Origin of the sequence: Acinetobacter pseudolwoffii (assembly GCF_002803605.1) — a bacterium.
Lineage (GTDB): Bacteria > Pseudomonadota > Gammaproteobacteria > Pseudomonadales > Moraxellaceae > Acinetobacter > Acinetobacter pseudolwoffii.
This window is the reverse complement of sequence record NZ_PHRG01000002.1, coordinates 121,588-140,071: the sequence shown is the minus strand read 5'-3', so window position 1 is coordinate 140,071 and position 18,484 is coordinate 121,588. Positions and strand designations below refer to the sequence as shown.

Here is an 18,484-nt window from a genome sequence, read left to right as displayed (position 1 = left end):
AAAATTAATAAGCCCCTTTAAGGAATTTCGTGATGATGAAAGTGTTGGCAGTGCTTGCATGTGTTTTATTCTTGCAAGGCTGTATCCATAAAGTGGTCACGGTTCCTGTCAAGGTGGCTTATAAAACCACAAAAGTCGCAGTCAAAGGCACTGCGGCTGTTGTGGGCGCAGTCATCCCGGATGGAGATGACGACGATGATAAAAAATCAAAAAAAGATAAGGATTAAAGTGTCCGCTTATGCGTAACGAAGTACTGCATGGTTATCTGATTCATCATCGTAAGTACCGTGAGCGCAGCCATATTGTGCATTTATTTACTCAGGAATACGGTCGTATGGATGGCATTCTCCGGCAAACACCGCCGCCGCAATATCAGCCCATCAGTTTGCAAGCCACCGGAAAATCAGAACTCAAAAACTTTACCAAGCTGGAAATTGTCAATCAGCCGATTTTCTTTTTTGGCGATGCCTTTTTTTCAGGCTTTTACCTGAATGAAGTTCTGTTACGTTTGTGCCCTCTAGAAGTGGAAATGCCGCAAACCTTTGCCAAATATGCAGAGACATTAACTGCATTGCAGCAATTATCAGAACAATCTAATCCTAATTTATACTTAAAACAGATTTTGCGGCAATTTGAACATATCTTGCTGGAAGAACTCGGTTATGGTCTGGATTTTTCCCTAGATGCTCATCAGGTAAAAATCGATCCGTTACAACACTATTATTTTCAGCTCAATGCCGGTTTTATGCCATCGGCCAAAGCATTACGCTCTACCATGTCAGGTCAGCAGATTTTAAGTATGCTAGATCATGAAAATGGTGGGGATTTTAATCCGGAACAGTTACAATTGTTGACGAAACTGTATCGACAGGTGATCACGGCCTTATTGGGTGATCGACCATTAAAAAGTCGGCAACTCTGGATTCAAAACTCTCAATCTCAAACGTAGTTAGGAAAAGATTATGGCTGCATTACTTGGTGTCAATATTGACCATGTCGCAACATTAAGACAAGCACGTGGTACAACGTACCCAGACCCAGTCAATGCTGCATTGATCTGTGAGCAGGCCGGGGCAGAGGGCATTACCTTGCACTTGCGTGAAGACCGTCGTCACATTCAGGATGAAGATGTGCGTCGTATGCGTCCTGCACTGAAAACCCGTATGAACCTCGAGCTGGCGGTGACAGATGAGATGGTTGCTTTTGCCAAGGAAATTAAACCGCATCATGTCTGTTTTGTCCCTGAAAAACGTCAGGAAGTCACCACTGAAGGTGGTCTGGATGTGGTGACTCATTTCGAATCAGTCAAAGCAGCTACGCAAGAACTGGCAGCGATTGGTTGTGATGTGTCTTTGTTTATTGATGCTGATTTTGCCCAAATTGATGCAGCAGTTGCTTGTGGTGCACCGACCATCGAGATTCATACCGGTGCTTATGCCGATGCAGAAACGCCTGAAGCCCAGCAGGCTGAGCTTGAGCGCATTATTAAAGGCGCTGAATATGCCGCATCGAAAGGTCTGGTAGTGAATGCAGGCCATGGTTTGAACCTGGATAATGTAACGCCAATTGCGGCGATTCCACAAATTCATGAACTTAATATTGGTCACTCATTAATTGCAGATGCTGTATTTGTAGGTCTGGCACAAGCCGTTCAGCAAATGAAAGCTGTGATTAAGTCAGCACGTTAAGATCAGAATCGTTATGTCGAATATTAATTATGATGAACTGATGCAGCCGGTGATTGCTTTCTTGGGGTGTGAAACGCCCAAGGCATGGCTGGATGTGGCGGTCGAAAATCTTGAAATCTTGATGCAAGATCATGCCAACTGTGAAAAAAAAGCAGCCAGCACGGCCATGAATCTGATGTTTCGCTATAGTTACTTTGTTGATTTACAGGTGAAGCTTGCGCAGTTAGTGCGTGAAGAAATGCTGCATTATGAACAAGTGCTTGAACTGATGAACAAACGTGGACAGGCCTGGCAGAACTTAAGTGCGGGACGTTATGCCGGTGGCTTGCGCAAAGAAATCCGAACTTTTGAACCTGAAGCCTTGATTGATGTCTTGGTGATTGGTGCTTTTGTGGAAGCACGCTCTTGTGAGCGTTTCTACGCGCTGGCTTCGCGTGTGGATGATGAGTTGGCACGTTATTACCGTTACTTGCTTAAGTCTGAATCTCGTCACTTTGAGGACTATCTGGCTTTGGCGATGGATGTGGCGACCACGGCAAAATTGAAAAATCCGCAAGAGGATATTCAAAGCCGGATTGATCATATTCGTAACGTTGAAAAGCAGCTGATTCTGACACCAGATGACACTTTCCGTTTCCATAGCGGTGTTCCGGCTCAAGCGGCTTAATTGCAGTGAACATTTAAAAATCCTCCGTTCATGGGGGATTTTTTATATCCAGAGTAAATATATAAATGAGAATTATTTACATCTACAGACTTAATCCATAAAATACAGCAGATTTCTTAATAACGATGATGAAATAATGAATAAGCTGGTAAAAGTCATGCCTTTTTTGATCTTTGGAGTGATCAGCAGTACAGCCTTTGCACACTATCCTTATGTTGCCCCACTAAGTTATCAAACTTTTAACAATCACACTGCGATTGTATCTGGCTTTTATGACAATCCATTTGCCTCGGAAGTGGCGATTAAAAACTTTAAGTTTCATTATCATACGCCTACAGGCCAAAAGATTTATCTTGCAGATGATGCATGGACCAAAACACAAACCCTAAGTAGTTATAGTCTGGAAAATAAACAAGAGGGTACCTATCGGATTCGTGGCGAGAAACAGGGGAATAGCCTAAAGTATGCACAGGTTGCTCAAAAATGGAAAATGGTTCTAAGTGCTGTTCCAAAAGCCAATCAAGCCGCCAATCAAAATGTGATTTATCAGCAAGCGCTGAAGAAAAACATGCCACAGAAAACTGTGCAGACTATCGATATTATTGAAACCTTTGTCTCACGGCGTGTGACGTCGAATCAGGTCATTCAGCATATCCATGCTGGCTTTGATGTTCAATTTATCACGCATCCAAATGCATTTAAAAAATCTCAAGCGATTCAATTGAAAGTACTGGATGATAAAAAAGGAGTTGCGAATTTAAACGTTGAGATTTTGGCACAAACGACAGATTTTAGTCGTGATAAAAAAATCTATAAAGCGCTCACAACAGATGCGCAAGGGTTACTCAACTTTAATATGCAGGAAAAAGGCCAGTACTTAATGAAAATTGATTATCAGCAGCCTTTCGAAATAAAAAAGAATGATTTAAAGCGTTATAAATATACCTTGGCTTTTAATGTAATGGATTAAGCTAAAACGAGCCTGAAATCATTCAGGCTTGTTTTATAAAATATTAAACGAAAAAAAGCCCACTTCGTTATGAGTGGGCTTTTTAGTATTTGGCTCTCCAACCTGGGCTCGAACCAGGGACCTGCGGATTAACAGTCCGTCGCTCTACCGACTGAGCTATTGGAGAATCTGAAAGCGATTATAGAGGGATTTTGACAGGGGTCAAGCAAAAACTGTCATATTTATAACAAATTCAGCCTGTCTGTTTTTAATTTAGACAATTGCATAAATTTTACGAAAAATACTTGTCAGAATAAATTTCACTTGCTAGATTAAAACCATAAAGTCGTTTGACCAAATGGTCAAACAGTGTGGATTTAAACCTACTTGCCAGCACAAAAATGGCTAAACCGGAGACAGCGAATGAATACGCTCAGCATCCCTCAAATTTTCTCTCAACTCACTTATTATCAAGAAAACTATCTGCAGATTATTGCAGATCCAGCACAGTATTATATTCCTGTTACAGATGCTCATATCAAGCTATGGCCCTTGGCGCAACAGTCCTTGTATCTAGGTGATTTGCTGCAATTGTGGTTTGCAGAAAAATGGTTGGTAGAAACTGAACGTCAATTTAGCTTTGAAGTGTTTTTGAATGCCGATTATCTGAAAGAGCAAAGCAAAGAATTATATATCTATGCCATTTCAGGTAATCTTTTGACCGGTACCAATCAATCCAAAGCTTGGCAGGCATCGACAGCGCAAATACAAGATGTAGAGCTGGCCAATGTGTCCAAGCATTATTTTGAGTTTCAGGGCTTAAGCCGACCACAGATCGCTTGTGTTCAAGCCGGACAGACGAAGGGCAATATTGCTTAGGTCATCGATTGAATGCTGGCCATAGGTTCTCCTGGTTATTCAGGGCGAATAATCATACAGGTCGCAGTGGCATGGGCATATAAACGGCCTTCTTCATCCAGAATCCGACCTTCAGCAATACCCAGATTTTTACTGAGGTTAATTGATTGTCCGGTCGCTTTAAGCTGCTGATCTCGAGGAATTGGTCGGCACATTTTAACATTCAGATCAATCGTGCCATAACCGACCCCTGCTTCGAGTAAAGTATGAATCGCACAGCCTGTCACCGTGTCTAAAACAGTTGCTGCAAAACCACCATGCACGCCACCAAGCGGATTTAAATGCCGGTGATCGGCTTTGACTTTAAATTCTACGTATCCGCTTTGGATAACGGCAGGTTGCATCGACAAGGTTTCGCTAATGCTTGGAGCGGGAATTTTCCCATCTCGCATCGCTTGTAATAAGGCCAAACCATTCATTTCTTTTGGATTCATTCTGCTTTTCCTGTGATTATTCTTTAGCTGTTTCGATTTTATTTAAAAGTGAAACATCAATAATAGCAAGTGACATATTTTTTAATGAGATGTTGCCGAAGGTAATTGTTATCTTGGAGGGTTAAAAGTTATTGTGGTTAAAATATTTATTTTTTTAATGCTATTGCAGATAGCAGGAGAGTGCTATTTCTACCGGAAATAGAGATACTTTAGATATTCAGGAATTTCGATCAATGCTATGTGTGGTATACACTTTGGCTGCGATCATTTGTTTGATCTGCTTAAAATACGTTATCAAAAGCATCTTGGAATGGCATAAAAAAACCCGCGATCAACGCGGGTTTTTAAATCAAGCGAATTGATTATTGTGCCGCTTTTTCAGCTTCGATAGAAGCAATCGCAGCGTCAACGCCTTCGATTGAATCAGCAGCTTTCTTGATGCGCGCAAGTGCATCAACCAACACTTCATCTGCAGTTGCATAAGAAATACGCATGAAACCGCCCAGACCGAATGCATCGCCAGGAACAACGGCAACGCCAGTTTCTTCCAGTAACCAAGCAGAGAATTCTGTGCAAGATTTCAAACCTTTGGCACGAATCAACGGCTTGATGTTTGCGTATGCATAGAATGCACCATCCGCAGGTAAGCAAGAAATACCATTGATGTCATTCAAGCCTTTCACAACCAGGTCATGACGACGTTTGAATGCTTCAATCATTGGCTCAAGAACATCTTGAGGACCATTCAATGCAGCTTCGGCAGCAACTTGTGAAATTGAAGTTGGGTTAGAAGTAGATTGTGACTGGATTTTTTTCATCGCACCGATCAGTTTAGCAGGGCCCGCTGCATAGCCAATACGCCAGCCAGTCATTGCATAGGCTTTAGACACACCGTTTAACACGATCGTACGGTCATACAGGTCTGGTGCAACAGTGGCGATGTTATAGAACTCATCTTCCCAACGAATCGGTTCATACATGTCATCAGACGCGATGAATACTTCAGGGTATTTACGCAGTACCTCGGCCAAAGCAAGAAGTTCTTCTTTGGTGTAGATCATGCCAGTCGGGTTAGAGGGACTGTTCAATACCACTAAACGCGTTTTGTCGGTGATGGCAGCTTCTAGTTGTTCAGGTGTGATTTTGAAACGCTGTTCTTCACCACATTTCACAATCACAGGTACGCCTTCAGCGATGATCACCATATCCGGGTAGCTGACCCAGAAAGGTGCAGGGATGATAACTTCATCACCTTTGTTCAACAGAGCCAAAGACAGGTTAAAGAATGATTGTTTACCACCACAAGAAACCAGGATTTGGTTTGCTGCATAGTCTAGGTGATTGTCACGTTTCAATTTAGCAATAATGGCTTTTTTAAGACCTGGCGTACCGTCAACAGCGGTGTATTTGGTGAAACCGTTGTTAATCGCTGCAATTGCTGCATCTTTGATGTGTTGCGGTGTATCAAAATCTGGCTCACCTGCGCCCAAACCAATAACATTATGACCTGCAGCTTTTAATTCAGCAGCTTTGTTGGTCACAGCAAGCGTTGGGGACGGTTTGATGGCATTTACACGATCAGAGAGACGTACGTCCACGGCAGTATTCCTTCTTATAGGGATTAAAAAATAAAAAGCACATTATCTTAGCTTAAAATGCGAGGCATGGGGCAAAAGAATTTGGAAAACTTTGAGGAAAAAATGGTGTACTTGCAGAGCTTTATCTTGAACTCCGATGCCAAGGGACAACAGTTAAAAGGCTTGAGTTATCAAGTAAACCCCCATAAGCCAGTCAATATAAACTAAAAATGGCCACTTTATAGTGACCATTTTGTGGTGTTGTCTTGGTACTTATTTATTAAAGCGTGACAGATCTTCATCCGGACGCGCGGTTAAGATTTCAACCCCTGTTTTAGTGACGAGCAGGGTATGTTCATACTGTGCTGACAATGAATGGTCTTTGGTGACCACCGTCCATTTATCACCCAGTAATTTGGTTTTCCAGTCGCCACCATTCACCATAGGCTCAATGGTAAAAGTCATGCCTTCTTCTAAAATCATCCCGGTATCTGGCTGGCCATAATGCAATACTTGTGGTTCGTCATGGAAAGTCGTGCCAATTCCATGACCACAATATTCACGTACCACACCAAAACGTTCAGATTCGACATATTTTTGAATCACGTGGCCAATATCACCAATGGTTGACCCTGGTTTTACAGTTTCAATACCCCGATACATGGCTTCTTGCGCTACTTTACATAGACGGTTAGCAAGAATAGACGTTTCACCACCGACGATGTACATCATGTTGGTATCACCATGATAGCCATCTTTAATCACAGTGACATCGATATTCAGAATGTCACCTTTTTTCAATTTTTTGCTATCCGATGGAATGCCGTGACACACCACATGATTCACAGAAGTGCAAATCACATGCTGGAAAGCAGGCCGACCTGGTGCTGCACCATAACCTAAGCAGGCTGGAATGGCTTGTTGTTGGTTAACAATATAGTCATGACAAATCGTATCAAGTTCTAGCGTAGTAACACCTGGAACAATATGCGGTTTGATCATATCCAATACTTCTGCCGCCAGTCGCCCTGCCACACGCATTTTTTCAATTTCGTCAGGGGTTTTGATAAGTCGACGTGGCGCTTGGTAAGTGTTGTTCATGATCTCTAAAAACTTTTGGAAATTTGTGTGTGACTATGGTATAAATAGCCGCCCATTTTATCAAATGCTTTTTCGTGAATAAATTTCACGGGCTTTGTGCGATGGGACAAAAAATCCGCACATATATCGACACATTACTCTGGGTGCTTCTAGGGATTGTTGTCACTTTATATGTGAGTTGCGTTGTCAGCTAAAATTTCGTCATGCGAGGCATGAAACGATGGTAATGGTATTCCCTTATCGAGTTTCATAACGAAGTATGAGGGGATTTTAGCTACAACCCTTCGGGACAGGGACGTTTTTTGACGCTACTGCGTTATGAATAGTTTATTTAGAATGTTAAATCTCACTATTCATGCCTTGTATCGCTAAAAAATGTCCTCTGTCGCAACCACTGATAAAATGACAGCAATCCCTTGGGTGGAGAATGCGGGTATATGGAGGCCTAACCCAAACTTTAAGGTAAAGAAAATGGCAGATTACAACGTAGGCATGCGCGACCTTCTACAAGCAGGCGCACACTTTGGTCACCAAACACGTTTTTGGAACCCAAAAATGCGCGATTACATCTTTGGTGCGCGTAACAAAATTCACATCATCAACCTTGAGCACACTGTTCCTGCGTTAAATGATGCTTTGAACTTTGCTAACAACTTGGCGAGCAAAAAGAACAAAGTTTTGTTTGTTGGTACTAAGCGCGCAGCTTCTGCAATCATCCGTGAACAAGCGCAACGTGCTGGTCAACCATATGTTGATCACCGCTGGTTAGGTGGTATGTTGACGAACTGGAAAACACTTCGCCAATCTATCAACCGTCTAAAAGACCTTCAAACTCAATCTCAAGACGGTACTTTCCTTAAGCTAACTAAACGTGAAGCTTTAGAACGTACTCGTGAGATGGAAAAACTTGAACGCGGTCTTGGCGGCGTGAAAAACATGGGTGGTTTACCTGACGCATTATTCGTAATCGACGTTGATCACGAAGCAATTGCAATCAAAGAAGCGAAGAACCTTGGTATTCCTGTAATCGGTATCGTTGATACAAACTCTAACCCAGACAACGTAGATTACGTTATTCCGGGTAACGATGATGCGATCCGTGCAGTAACACTGTATGCTTCTGCTATGGCTGATGCGATTCTTGCTGGTAAAGAATATGCTCAATCACAAGCGAATGCACAAGCTAAAGCAGAAGAAGCTCCAGCTTCTGAGGCTTAATGCGTTTGACGCAAGCTTGTCATTTTTGCGACATGTGATGGTGGCAAAGTAAGCGTTATGTATGCAGGCGGCCCATGAGAACTCCTCTGGGCCGTTTCTGTTCTAAAAAGAATTCATTTTCTACCGAATTTAGGAGATAAACATGACTGCAGTTACAGCAAGCATGGTTAAAGAATTGCGCGATCGTACTGGTCTTGCAATGATGGAATGTAAAAAAGCTTTGACAGAGGCGGGCGGCGACGTTGAATTAGCGATCGATAACCTACGTAAATCTGGTCAAGCGAAAGCTGCTAAAAAAGCGGGTAACATCGCTGCTGATGGCGCGATCACGATTGCTCAAGAAGGCAACAAAGCACTTCTTTTAGAAGTAAACTGCCAGACTGACTTCGTTGCGAAAGATGAAAACTTTGCTGGTTTCTCTGCGAAAGTTGCGGCTGCTGCACTTGCTGCAAACGTAACTGATCCTGCTCAAATCGCTGAATTGAAACTAGAAGATGGTGCAACTGTAGAAGAAGCGCGTATCGCTCTTGTTCAAAAAATCGGTGAAAACATCCAAGTACGTCGTGCGAAAATTGTTGAAGGTGCTAACCTTGCAGTTTACAAACACGGTCTTCGTATCGGTGTTGTTGTTTCTTATACTGGTGATGAAGCAACTGGTAAAGGCTTGGCAATGCACGTTGCTGCGTTCAACCCAGTCGCTGTAAATGCTGAAGGCGTTTCTGCTGAGCTTATCGCGAAAGAGAAAGAAATTGCTGAAGCGAAAGCACTTGAATCTGGCAAGCCAGCAAACATCGTTGAGAAGATGGTTGTGGGTTCTGTTGAGAAATACTTGAACGAAGTTGTTCTTGAGCGTCAAATGTACGTAATCGACAACGACAAGAAAGTTGCTGACGTTCTTAAAGCAACAGGTACTACTGTAGCTGAATTCGTTCGTTTCGAAGTTGGTGAAGGTATCGAGAAGAAAGCTGAAATGAGTTTCGCAGAAGAAGTTGCTGCTGCTCAGGCTGCTGCTCAATAATTCGGTAACGAATTATAAAGAAGCTCCACTTTGTGGGGCTTTTTTTATATCTGCATAAAAATACAATAAGTCGAAAGCGGTAGTTTTTCTTGGAAAATGCGAGTTTGCTTAGAAAGTACGCGTGATAAAATCAACGAAATTTAAAGAATTGAAAATCATTAATAGCGCATATAAAACCGACATGGGTATTGGGGCGATGATTGCTTATTGATTGCTGTATATCTGTGTTGATACCTAGCAAAACCAGTTTGAGTGGAGCTCCTTAACACAAAGTCAGCCAAGTCGCCACACCGACACTCATTTTGAAGCTATGTCTCAAGATGATCTCAATAAAATTTAGACTGCTTTTCAACATCATCAGGGTGCTATTGGGGTTTGATCTTATCGAGCAAGGATTGCAACATTAGGTGATGATTATAAAGGATCACGCTATTAAGAGTTCATGCTTGAATGATCAAATTGTATTGGTGACATATAATATCGATTCCGCACCCGGCATTGGTTCGATTCAAAAAGATGATATTGTCGAATTTTATAGTGAATATAAATAGCGAGAAGGGGGATGTGGCGCACTGGATGCATCATGATTGTGCCCGAAAACATGTGTATGGCCGGTTAAAACATCAAGGAAGAACCTATCAAGAAGGTTCTTCTCATTAGAAAAAATGAAGAATGCTGCTAAATGCTCTTCATGTCTCGTATCTGGCGACTTTTCCAGGAAGGTGCTACTTTAGCTAAATAAGCATCCATGCACCAAATCGGGCCAATAAGAAGGAATTGAAGGTCTTTAAAGAAAGATGGCTTTTTGCCTTCCACTTTGTGGCCATAAAACTGACCAATCCAGGCAAAAACAAATAGGCCAATATAAAAACCGGCACCGACTGGCAGAATCCAGATTAGCCAGGCCATGATCAATGTTAAAGCAGCCATTGCAAATGCCAAAACAATATCTAGTCGGGCATAGAAAATAAAAGCCAGAGCCAGCAGAAGGGCGGTCAGTAAAGCACTAAAGTGCGCAATAATGCCAATAATCGAAAAATAGATAGTCGGTACGCAGACCCAGTGAATCAGCTTATTGGTTTTGTTTTGATGACTGTCACTATATTCATCCAGCCATTCAGATATTGTTTTCATTATTCGCTCCATTCCATGAATACGTTGTGCTTGCCTGAAAATATAAAGCAGAATCTAGGTTTGGTCAAAAGTTAATCGTGCCAAAACGTGAATTTTACTTGGCGAATTTGCAACATTCAAGCTGTAATGGACAGGTAGCCGGAGATAAGAGGAACTATAGATTGATTGTCATTTTTCTATAACTTGAAGTTAATAAAAAAGCCACATTACTGTGGCTTTTGGTTAAATGTATTGCAAGCTAAATCTTAAGAATTTGGACCAGCGACACGCTCAATACTGACATTGCCAACACCGGCATTGGTAATGCCGAGTTTCTTAGCTGCGCCATAAGATAAATCGACGACACGGTTACCATGGAATGGGCCGCGGTCATTGACTTTAACCACTACGCTTTTACCATTATTTCTATTGGTCACACGAATATAACAGTTCAATGGTAGGCTACGATGAGCAGCAGTCATTGCATTCATGTCAAAGGTTTCACCGCTTGCAGTTTTACGGCCGTGGAACTGGCGACCATACCAAGAGGCTGTACCTGTCTGACTGAACTTGCGTACAGTATTAGAAGCCACGGTATTCAGTTTTTCAATCACTGAAGGCTCTTCTGCAGGAATTTCAATTTTCGCTGCAATGGTTTCACGGCGAACTTTATCGCCAGAACGCTCAGTGATTGAAAGGCTGTTCAAATTGGTGAAATTTGAATTGAAGCTTTGAGCTTCTTTATTTAATACACGCGTTGCAAGGCGCGAATTGTCATTTTCGTGATTAAACGAAGATGACGGAACCATATCTGCCTGCGATTGCGTCAGTGTGACTATCGTGGCAATAGCCATAAAATACTTCAAAATTGAAGAATGCATCGAATCAACTCCTAACAGCATATCGCATGGATTTGTTCATAAGTAACTGAAAAACCATGTAAACACGCCTGATATTCAACTTATGCAACTACATTTAACGAAATGGATAATATTCATGCCTGCAATATCCTGTCTAGTGTTTAATTAAAATAGTTTAAAAAAGAACTTAAAATAAACAATGAGTGATTAAAATATGATCAATATTGTAACACAATATTAAAATTGATCAATATTTGCTCATAATCACTCATAAAAATGTTGACTTTAATAATTTGTATTAAATTCTCATGTTAACGGCTAGTAATTTCTGTACCTAATAACCACAATGCAGTGGCATACATTCGGCTGCGATTATAAGTAGTAATCACTTGAAAATTTGGATAAGTAATATAGTAAATATGCCCATAATTTTCTTGTAATTGAATTACATTGACCAAGTCTAGATCGTCAATTTGAACAATAGGATTCATTGGGCTAATCCCTTGTGTTTTTAACACACCATATGGGCTAGGTTGAGTCAGATCTTTGGCAATTACCGCATCCGGGTTCGAGCCACTATAACGGGCCGGAAAAGCAATCGGTTGATTACGCTGCCAGCCATGCTGGGCTAAATAGTTGGCAATCGAGCCAATCGCATCTACTGCTGAATTACGCAGGTCAATATGTCCGTTACCATCGTAGTCCACGCCGAATTTTGGAATATTACTTGGCATGAATTGTGGATAACCGACCGCACCTGCATAAGAGCCGACGATAGAAGAAGCTGAAACGCCATCTTTATAAGACCAGGCAATTAATGCCGCCAGTTCATCTTGAAAATACTGGGCACGACGCTCATAACCAAAACCTAAGGTGGCCAGCGCATCACGGGTGACAAAAGAACCCTTATTGGTACCAAAGCCGGTTTCTACCCCTAAAATCCCGAGAATGATTGACTGTGGTACACCAAACTGCTGTTCAGCGCGATTCAGCGTTTCCGCATATTGCTGTTTAAAGCGCACACCGCGTTGAATGGTCGACTCAGCCAGAAAGTTGGTTTTATAAGAATACCAAGGCTTGCTTTCACCTGGACGATTCATAATATTGATGATATTGGGCAGGTTGCGCGCCCCGTTCATGGCTGAATCGACTTGCTGGGCACTCAGCCCATAATTTTGCATGGCAGTCTGTTTAAAACTGGCATAAGAGGGATGAGATTGGAAATCGTTGGCCAGACTGAAACTGCTGAGACCGAATGCGGTCAATGCGATTGAAAGCTGTTTAAATTTTTTATAAAAATTCGATTTCAACATCTTGGTACGATTTCCAATTTTTGATAAGTTGCGGGCAATGTTATTTGAATCATGCCATGAAAAAGATTGAGAAATTTTTTCAATCATGAGGCTGTAAAAACCAGATTAAAGATAACATTCGGATGATTAAGAGACCTAGATGCATATACAAAAATAGTGAAAGACTGGCTATTTTTACGTCAGTTTGCCTTGTGGAGCTGCTTATCTGTAACAAGCTATTTCATTGAACATAAAAAAGCCTGACCGAAGTCAGGCTAATTTTAAAAAATCACTCTTAGATGATTCTATGCAGACCTATTCCGTATAGAACAAGGTGTCATGATATTCAGCCATAGCGCGAAGCTCATCCTTGTTCAGATTGAGAATGATTTTATCTGCAGCCATATTGATGGCCTTAATTACTGCAGAAGCACCAATATCTGCTGCCTTGCGTTTGATCATGCCGAGATCCAAGGTTTTATTAAAATCGACCATAAAGTGACGTACCGTCGCTTCACCAAACTGCTTATACAGGTTGCTAAACATTTGTTTGTCGATACTCTGACCGGCTTTTAGTTCCGCATAATGATGTTTTAAATTGGTCACCAGATTGGCATCCAGCGACTCACCAATACGGATTTGTCCTTCAGGGTCTTTAAACAGACTACGTTCAGAGAAAGCAATAGATTGCTTCACCACATCATTCGGCGCTTTACTCAATAACTGTTTCAGCAATACCGCCACAGTTGACTTGATATAGCCCGCCAGTTTTTCCGCAGTATCGCGCTTATCACTTGCAGGAAAACGACGCACCAGTTCCGTGAGAATCGCATCAATAATTTCATCATTAATCATCAATGCGGTTTTATCACGGAGTGGGTAAAGCGGCTCATTTGAATTTTTATTTTGTTGTGCAGTCTGAATTGTATTTAAAAGCTCTGCAGAAGGAATAAAACCAAAAAATGGCATTGTTAAACCTCAATGTTTTTATTGTCGCGCTAATCGAATAGGGCGAGGCATCCATGTTAAATCCGATACACGGCAAGGGTTGATATCCAATCCACCACGGCGTGTATAGGTTGCGTAGACCATCAGCTTTTCCGGTTTCAGTTGTTGCCAGAGATCGGCAAACATCTGCTCCACGCATTGTTCGTGAAAACCGTTATGCTGACGATAAGAAATAATATAAGCCAAAATACTCTTATAACAAGGTTTTTTGCCCTGATAGCGTATAAATACTGTACCCCAATCCGGTTGTCCAGTGACTGGGCAGTTACTTCTTAATAAATGTGAATACAGCTGGATTTCAACTTCTTCGGTATGGTTCGCATCCAGAGCCAAAAGACTCGCATCAGGATGATTTTCCAGACGTTCCGGAATTAGTTCATCAATGCAGATGCCTTCAGGCTTGGTAACTTCCAAGTCATCAACCTGAAATAAATCTAACGTAATCTCTGCGCCAGCCGCAGCAGATAAATCTTTTTCCACCGTGGCGATAAAGTCAGCTTGAGATTCAAATTTGGCAAAATTCAAACTATTAAAGTAGAGCTTGAGTGATTTGGATTCAATCAGATTCGGCGAAGAAGCAGGCAGGCTGATCCGTCCAATTGCGACTTGCGGCACACCGGCTGAATTTAACCAGGAAATTTCAAAAACATGCCACCAGTCGGCACCTTGCTGAATCGCTTCAACATGTGCGTATTGTTCACGGGCAGGCGCGCGCGAAATTGGAAACAGAACATCAGGCTGATATTCTGTCGGGTAATTGGTGTCTTTACCAAGGAGAGATTGTTCTACACTCATTATTCACGCATTCCTGAACCACGGGAGAGTAAATGATAGGCCAATGCATAGAGCAGGCCGCAACATAAGGTGACCACTGCAAGTGAAACAGTTACATTGACATCGCTATGTCCTAAAATGCCATAGCGGAAGGCATTGACCATATACACCACAGGGTTGATCAAAGATAAATTTTGCCAGAATGGACTTAAGGCAGAAATTGCATAAAACACACCGCCTAAATAAGTCAGTGGCGTTAAAACAAAGGTCGGGATAATCGAAATATCATCAAAAGATTTGGCATAGACGGCATTGATAAAACCACCCAAAGAAAACAGCAGGGAGGTAATCAATACGGTATAAATCGTCACAAACCAGTTGGTAATGTATAGATCTGCAAAAAACAAACTCACGGCACTAACAATAATCGCCACCAGTACTCCACGAATCACACCGCCCAGCACATGTCCCCAAAGAATGGCATGCATCGGTACCGGACTCATGACCAGCTCTTCAATACTCTTTTGAAATTTTGAACTGAAAAAACTGGAAGAGACGTTGGCATAGCTGTTGGTAATCACGGCCATCATGATCAGACCGGGCACAATGAACTCCATATAGCTATAGCCGCCCATGTCTCCAATCCGCGAACCGATCAGATTGCCGAAAATCACGAAATACAAGCTCATGGTGATGGCAGGTGGTAACAAGGTTTGCGGCCAGATCCGCATAAAACGGCGGACTTCTTTATATACAATGGTATATAAAGCTACGCTGAGTTGATTAATGTTCATTGCGCAGCTCCATCCAGATTTTTTTCGACCATTTTGACAAAAAGCTCTTCCAGACGATTGGATTTGTTACGCATACTGCGTACCTGAATATTCTGTGACTCCAATAGCTGGAACAGATCATTCATGCTATGTGCCTTGTCCATGGTAATTTCTAAGGTCATCGGGTCGATTAAATTAAAACGTACCCCGATAATCTCCAGATGCAAAGGTTCAATCGGTGCTGCAAGATCAAAAATAAAGGATTCTTCATTCAGCTGACTTAGGAAGCTCTTCATGCTGGTGTCTTCTTTAATCACACCACGATCAATAATCGCAATGCGGCGACACAGCATTTCGGCTTCTTCTAAATAGTGGGTGGTGAGAATGATGGATGTCCCTTGCTCATTCATCTCGTTCAAAAACTCCCACATTGAACGACGTAATTCGATGTCGACACCCGCAGTTGGCTCATCCAGAATCAAAAGTTTCGGTTCATGCATCATGGCACGTGCAATCATCAAGCGACGTTTCATACCGCCCGACAGCATACGCGCCTGCGTTGCACGTTTTTCCCATAGGCCCAGCTTGGTCAGATAGAGTTCAGCCCGTTGCTGTGCAATTTTTTTAGGAATCCCGTAATAGCCGGCTTGCGTCACCAGAATGTCGAAAGTTTTTTCAAACTGGGCGAAGTTAAATTCCTGAGGAACCACACCTAAACACTGTTTGGCTTGGGAGGGGTGGGTATCCAGGTTGTGACCGAAAATTTCGACTGTGCCGGCGGTTTTTTTTGTTAATGAACTGATAATACCGATGGTGGTGGATTTTCCGGCGCCATTTGGCCCCAGAAGTGCATAAAACTCACCTTCTGGTACATTTAAGTTGATTCCTTTTAATGCCTGAAAGCCATTGCGATAGGTCTTTGACACATCTCTTAAGATCAGTGCATCAGTCATGAATATCTCAAATGGTGAAAAGTTGAGATATTGTGAGTGATCTTGGAAAATAAGCCAAGTGATTCACATGGAATTCTGTGTTGCTGTTTTGGAACATTGTATAAAGTCTAAGCATAAAATGACGAAGTTATAGATAGTTGCTTTACCTTATGATTTTTTTTGTTATGATGTGCATCGCGCGCTCATAGCTCAACTGGATAGAGTACAGGTCTCCGAAGCCTGTGGCGTGGGTTCGAGTCCCGCTGAGCGCACCATTTTCTTATTTCTTACAACATAAAAATCTCTTTAAATTAAATCTTTATACCAGATCGCTTTTCATAAAACTTTTTATTCAGTGCCACCATATAGATTGCATTGCTTAAATCGAATCTCAAACTCTGTCTTTTCACTTTATTTGATACTGCTCAAAAATAATCTTAAAAGTTTTCAGACAAACAAATGACATGCTCATTTTCTTTTACTTATTCTGATTCTATATTTTGAGTTGATACGCTAATTCACAACAGCTTTAGGTGTTTTAAATACGAGAACTGATTGCAATGCAGAGTACGATTCTTGAATATCTTGAGGATGAAATAACTCAAATGTTTTTAATAAACCGATTTTTGAACAGATTATTTGTTGAGTAAAATTCATTAAAATAATTTAAAAGTGAAAATATTGAAGTGAGCATCCTGAAATAGATTATGCTATTCACCAAGCTTGAGTAGCTGATTTCTGTATTTTTTTGGGTAAGCCATATGATAGAACTACGACATTTAAAAACACTGACAGCGCTAAGAGAACATGGATCACTGGTTGCAGCGGCAGGAGATCTCTGTTTAACACCTTCAGCTTTGTCTCACCAATTGCGCGAACTCGATCAATGGTTCGGGGTTGAAGTGGTCAATCGCCGTAGTCGCCCTGTGAGTTTTTCTAATGTAGGTTTACGTTTGTTGAAACTGGCTGATGATGTGCTACCACAAGTACAGATAGCGCAAAGTGATATCACACGTATTGTGCATGGACAGACAGGCCGTATTATATTCTCGTCAGAGTGTCATAGTTGTTTTGACTGGCTAATGCCACTTTTGAATCAGTATCGTATCCAATATCCAGATGTTGATTTGGATTTTGCTTCGGGCTTTGAAGCCAATCCGCATGAATTGTTACAAACGGGCGAGTTTGACTTACTGATTACTGCCGATCCGATTGCACTCAAAGGTGTGGAATATTTCCCGGTATTTGAATATGAATCACGTTTGGTGTTGTCTAATACACATCCTTTAGTACGTGCCCAAGAGATTACGGTGCAGGAACTGGCAGAAGAAACATTAGTAACTTATCCGGTAGATAAGCATCGTCTGGATATCATGTCACGCTTGTTTATTCCTGCGAATATTTTGCCAAAACAGATTCGGACGACCGATTTGACTCAAATGCTGATTCAGCTTGTTGCCAGTGGTCGTGGGATTGCGGCATTGCCAGATTGGGTGGTAAATGAATATGAACAGAAGGGCTGGGTGACTTCGCGCCGTCTGGATTGTGTAGCCCCTGAAGGCTTACGCCGTACTTTATATGCAGGTTATCGAACTGAAGAAAAACAGAAAGATTACTTTGAGGGATTCTTAAAGCAGCTTGACCGATTTTCTAAAAAGCGGGCACAGTATTACACTTGATCCTAATCTCAAAGGAGCAGACTCAATAATATGAATATTAAGGATTCTGTTCCTCTTCATCCTGATGTTGTTGACGGATTTGGTCTCTTTTTACCTGAGGGTCTTTATCTACGCCCAGCTGACCGCGCTGCATCTCTCGATCCTGTTTTTCTTGTGGATCCAATTCCTCTTCTGGAAATTCTTCATTAATTTTTTCATCTGAATGAGTCATCGCAATATACCTTTTTTTAAAATATAGATTTTTTTTTGATCGATTTAAGATCGGGTTTGAGTACATTTGTTTATTGTATATGAGCGACTTTATTACACTGTTGTTTTATAACTGATTTGATTTTATAAATTGTGATGCTTGTAAGTGTGTTTATACAGTACATTTTAAATAAAAATTAGTGCTTTATGTTCAAAATAACAATGGATTATATCTATAAGAAAATTACTTTTAATTCGGCTAATTACAGCGGTTCCTGTAGAGGTTTGCTAATT

General features: G+C 41.5%; 22 protein-coding genes and 2 tRNA genes. 12 read left to right on the top strand and 12 right to left on the bottom strand.

Annotated features, from left to right (window positions below):
• The first annotated feature begins 32 nt into the window (after nucleotides 1-32).
• The 5 genes from CWI32_RS05350 (at nucleotide 33) to CWI32_RS05330 (ending at nucleotide 3,325) form a co-directional block, all read left to right on the top strand.
• Complete coding sequence (locus CWI32_RS05350) at nucleotides 33-227, top strand: NF038104 family lipoprotein (protein WP_005097547.1); 195 nt, start codon at nucleotides 33-35, stop codon at nucleotides 225-227.
• 11 nt (nucleotides 228-238) lie between these two features.
• A complete protein-coding gene (gene recO / locus CWI32_RS05345; RefSeq protein WP_005097545.1) occupies nucleotides 239-949 on the top strand; it encodes a DNA repair protein RecO in 711 nt (236 codons plus the stop codon).
• Between the two features lie 13 nt (nucleotides 950-962).
• A complete protein-coding gene (gene pdxJ / locus CWI32_RS05340) occupies nucleotides 963-1,688 on the top strand; it encodes a pyridoxine 5'-phosphate synthase (protein ID WP_005170127.1) in 726 nt (241 codons plus the stop codon).
• Nucleotides 1,689-1,701: 13 nt separating this feature from the next.
• Entirely contained in the window at nucleotides 1,702-2,355 is a 654-nt protein-coding gene (locus CWI32_RS05335) for a MiaE family protein (protein WP_005097541.1), read from the top strand.
• A 136-nt stretch (nucleotides 2,356-2,491) separates the two neighbouring features.
• Entirely contained in the window at nucleotides 2,492-3,325 is an 834-nt protein-coding gene (locus tag CWI32_RS05330) for a DUF4198 domain-containing protein (protein WP_100534825.1), read from the top strand.
• Nucleotides 3,326-3,415: 90 nt separating this feature from the next.
• Here the strand turns inward: CWI32_RS05330 and CWI32_RS05325 are convergent.
• A tRNA-Asn gene (locus CWI32_RS05325) sits at nucleotides 3,416-3,491 on the bottom strand.
• 236 nt (nucleotides 3,492-3,727) lie between these two features.
• Between CWI32_RS05325 and CWI32_RS05320 the strand changes: the two genes are divergently transcribed.
• Nucleotides 3,728-4,183: a hypothetical protein gene (locus CWI32_RS05320; protein WP_005170144.1), complete on the top strand. Its 456-nt coding sequence runs from the start codon at nucleotides 3,728-3,730 to the stop codon at nucleotides 4,181-4,183.
• Between the two features lie 35 nt (nucleotides 4,184-4,218).
• On the opposite strand, the gene CWI32_RS05315 is transcribed toward CWI32_RS05320, so the two are convergent.
• From CWI32_RS05315 to map, 3 genes are all read right to left on the bottom strand, one after another.
• Nucleotides 4,219-4,656 carry a PaaI family thioesterase gene (locus CWI32_RS05315; RefSeq protein WP_100534824.1) on the bottom strand — a complete coding sequence of 146 codons (438 nt, stop codon included), beginning with the start codon at nucleotides 4,654-4,656 and terminating at the stop codon, nucleotides 4,219-4,221.
• 362 nt (nucleotides 4,657-5,018) lie between these two features.
• Nucleotides 5,019-6,254: a pyridoxal phosphate-dependent aminotransferase gene (locus CWI32_RS05310; RefSeq protein WP_005097537.1), complete on the bottom strand. Its 1,236-nt coding sequence runs from the start codon at nucleotides 6,252-6,254 to the stop codon at nucleotides 5,019-5,021.
• A 252-nt stretch (nucleotides 6,255-6,506) separates the two neighbouring features.
• Nucleotides 6,507-7,334 (bottom strand): type I methionyl aminopeptidase, encoded by an 828-nt coding sequence (map, locus tag CWI32_RS05305; protein WP_005097535.1) that lies wholly within the window; start codon nucleotides 7,332-7,334, stop codon nucleotides 6,507-6,509.
• A 471-nt stretch (nucleotides 7,335-7,805) separates the two neighbouring features.
• On the opposite strand from map, the gene rpsB reads away from it, so the two are divergent.
• The 4 genes from rpsB to CWI32_RS15535 all read left to right on the top strand — a co-directional run bounded on the left by rpsB (nucleotide 7,806) and on the right by CWI32_RS15535 (nucleotide 10,230).
• Nucleotides 7,806-8,552, top strand: coding sequence for a 30S ribosomal protein S2 (rpsB, locus tag CWI32_RS05300; RefSeq protein WP_005097534.1), 747 nt, complete (start codon nucleotides 7,806-7,808; stop codon nucleotides 8,550-8,552).
• Between the two features lie 142 nt (nucleotides 8,553-8,694).
• On the top strand, nucleotides 8,695-9,570 hold the full coding sequence (gene tsf / locus CWI32_RS05295) for a translation elongation factor Ts (RefSeq protein WP_005097533.1): 876 nt from the start codon (nucleotides 8,695-8,697) through the stop codon (nucleotides 9,568-9,570).
• Between the two features lie 410 nt (nucleotides 9,571-9,980).
• Entirely contained in the window at nucleotides 9,981-10,121 is a 141-nt protein-coding gene (locus tag CWI32_RS15540; protein WP_347929327.1) for a DUF3465 domain-containing protein, read from the top strand.
• The gene (locus CWI32_RS15535) at nucleotides 10,087-10,230 is read left to right on the top strand and encodes a DUF3465 domain-containing protein (protein ID WP_347929744.1); all 144 of its coding nucleotides are present in this window, start codon (nucleotides 10,087-10,089) and stop codon (nucleotides 10,228-10,230) included. The genes CWI32_RS15540 and CWI32_RS15535 overlap by 35 nt, the downstream gene beginning before the upstream one ends.
• 18 nt (nucleotides 10,231-10,248) lie before the next feature.
• On the opposite strand, the gene CWI32_RS05285 is transcribed toward CWI32_RS15535, so the two are convergent.
• The 7 genes from CWI32_RS05285 to CWI32_RS05255 all read right to left on the bottom strand — a co-directional run bounded on the left by CWI32_RS05285 (nucleotide 10,249) and on the right by CWI32_RS05255 (nucleotide 16,343).
• Nucleotides 10,249-10,704 carry an Mpo1 family 2-hydroxy fatty acid dioxygenase gene (locus CWI32_RS05285; RefSeq protein WP_100534823.1) on the bottom strand — a complete coding sequence of 152 codons (456 nt, stop codon included), beginning with the start codon at nucleotides 10,702-10,704 and terminating at the stop codon, nucleotides 10,249-10,251.
• A 245-nt stretch (nucleotides 10,705-10,949) separates the two neighbouring features.
• A complete protein-coding gene (locus CWI32_RS05280) occupies nucleotides 10,950-11,564 on the bottom strand; it encodes a septal ring lytic transglycosylase RlpA family protein (RefSeq protein ID WP_005097531.1) in 615 nt (204 codons plus the stop codon).
• Between the two features lie 290 nt (nucleotides 11,565-11,854).
• Complete coding sequence (mltB, locus tag CWI32_RS05275) at nucleotides 11,855-12,856, bottom strand: lytic murein transglycosylase B (RefSeq protein ID WP_074383547.1); 1,002 nt, start codon at nucleotides 12,854-12,856, stop codon at nucleotides 11,855-11,857.
• Between the two features lie 294 nt (nucleotides 12,857-13,150).
• Nucleotides 13,151-13,804: a hypothetical protein gene (locus CWI32_RS05270; protein ID WP_005097528.1), complete on the bottom strand. Its 654-nt coding sequence runs from the start codon at nucleotides 13,802-13,804 to the stop codon at nucleotides 13,151-13,153.
• 18 nt (nucleotides 13,805-13,822) lie between these two features.
• Nucleotides 13,823-14,638, bottom strand: a complete 816-nt coding sequence (gene queF, locus CWI32_RS05265; RefSeq protein WP_100534822.1) for an NADPH-dependent 7-cyano-7-deazaguanine reductase QueF — start codon at nucleotides 14,636-14,638, stop codon at nucleotides 13,823-13,825.
• Nucleotides 14,638-15,411 (bottom strand): ABC transporter permease, encoded by a 774-nt coding sequence (locus CWI32_RS05260; protein ID WP_005097525.1) that lies wholly within the window; start codon nucleotides 15,409-15,411, stop codon nucleotides 14,638-14,640. The genes queF and CWI32_RS05260 overlap by 1 nt, the downstream gene beginning before the upstream one ends.
• The gene (locus CWI32_RS05255; RefSeq protein ID WP_005170164.1) at nucleotides 15,408-16,343 is read right to left on the bottom strand and encodes an ABC transporter ATP-binding protein; all 936 of its coding nucleotides are present in this window, start codon (nucleotides 16,341-16,343) and stop codon (nucleotides 15,408-15,410) included. Before CWI32_RS05255 ends, CWI32_RS05260 begins: the two co-directional genes overlap by 4 nt.
• Before the next feature lie 178 nt (nucleotides 16,344-16,521).
• On the opposite strand from CWI32_RS05255, the gene CWI32_RS05250 reads away from it, so the two are divergent.
• Nucleotides 16,522-16,597, top strand: a tRNA-Arg gene (locus CWI32_RS05250).
• Nucleotides 16,598-17,083: 486 nt separating this feature from the next.
• Nucleotides 17,084-18,001, top strand: coding sequence for a LysR family transcriptional regulator (locus CWI32_RS05245; RefSeq protein WP_005097509.1), 918 nt, complete (start codon nucleotides 17,084-17,086; stop codon nucleotides 17,999-18,001).
• A gap of 37 nt (nucleotides 18,002-18,038) precedes the next feature.
• Here CWI32_RS05245 and CWI32_RS15160 read toward each other — a convergent pair whose 3' ends face one another.
• Nucleotides 18,039-18,212, bottom strand: coding sequence for a hypothetical protein (locus tag CWI32_RS15160; protein WP_167381264.1), 174 nt, complete (start codon nucleotides 18,210-18,212; stop codon nucleotides 18,039-18,041).
• Between the last annotated feature and the right edge of the window lie 272 nt (nucleotides 18,213-18,484).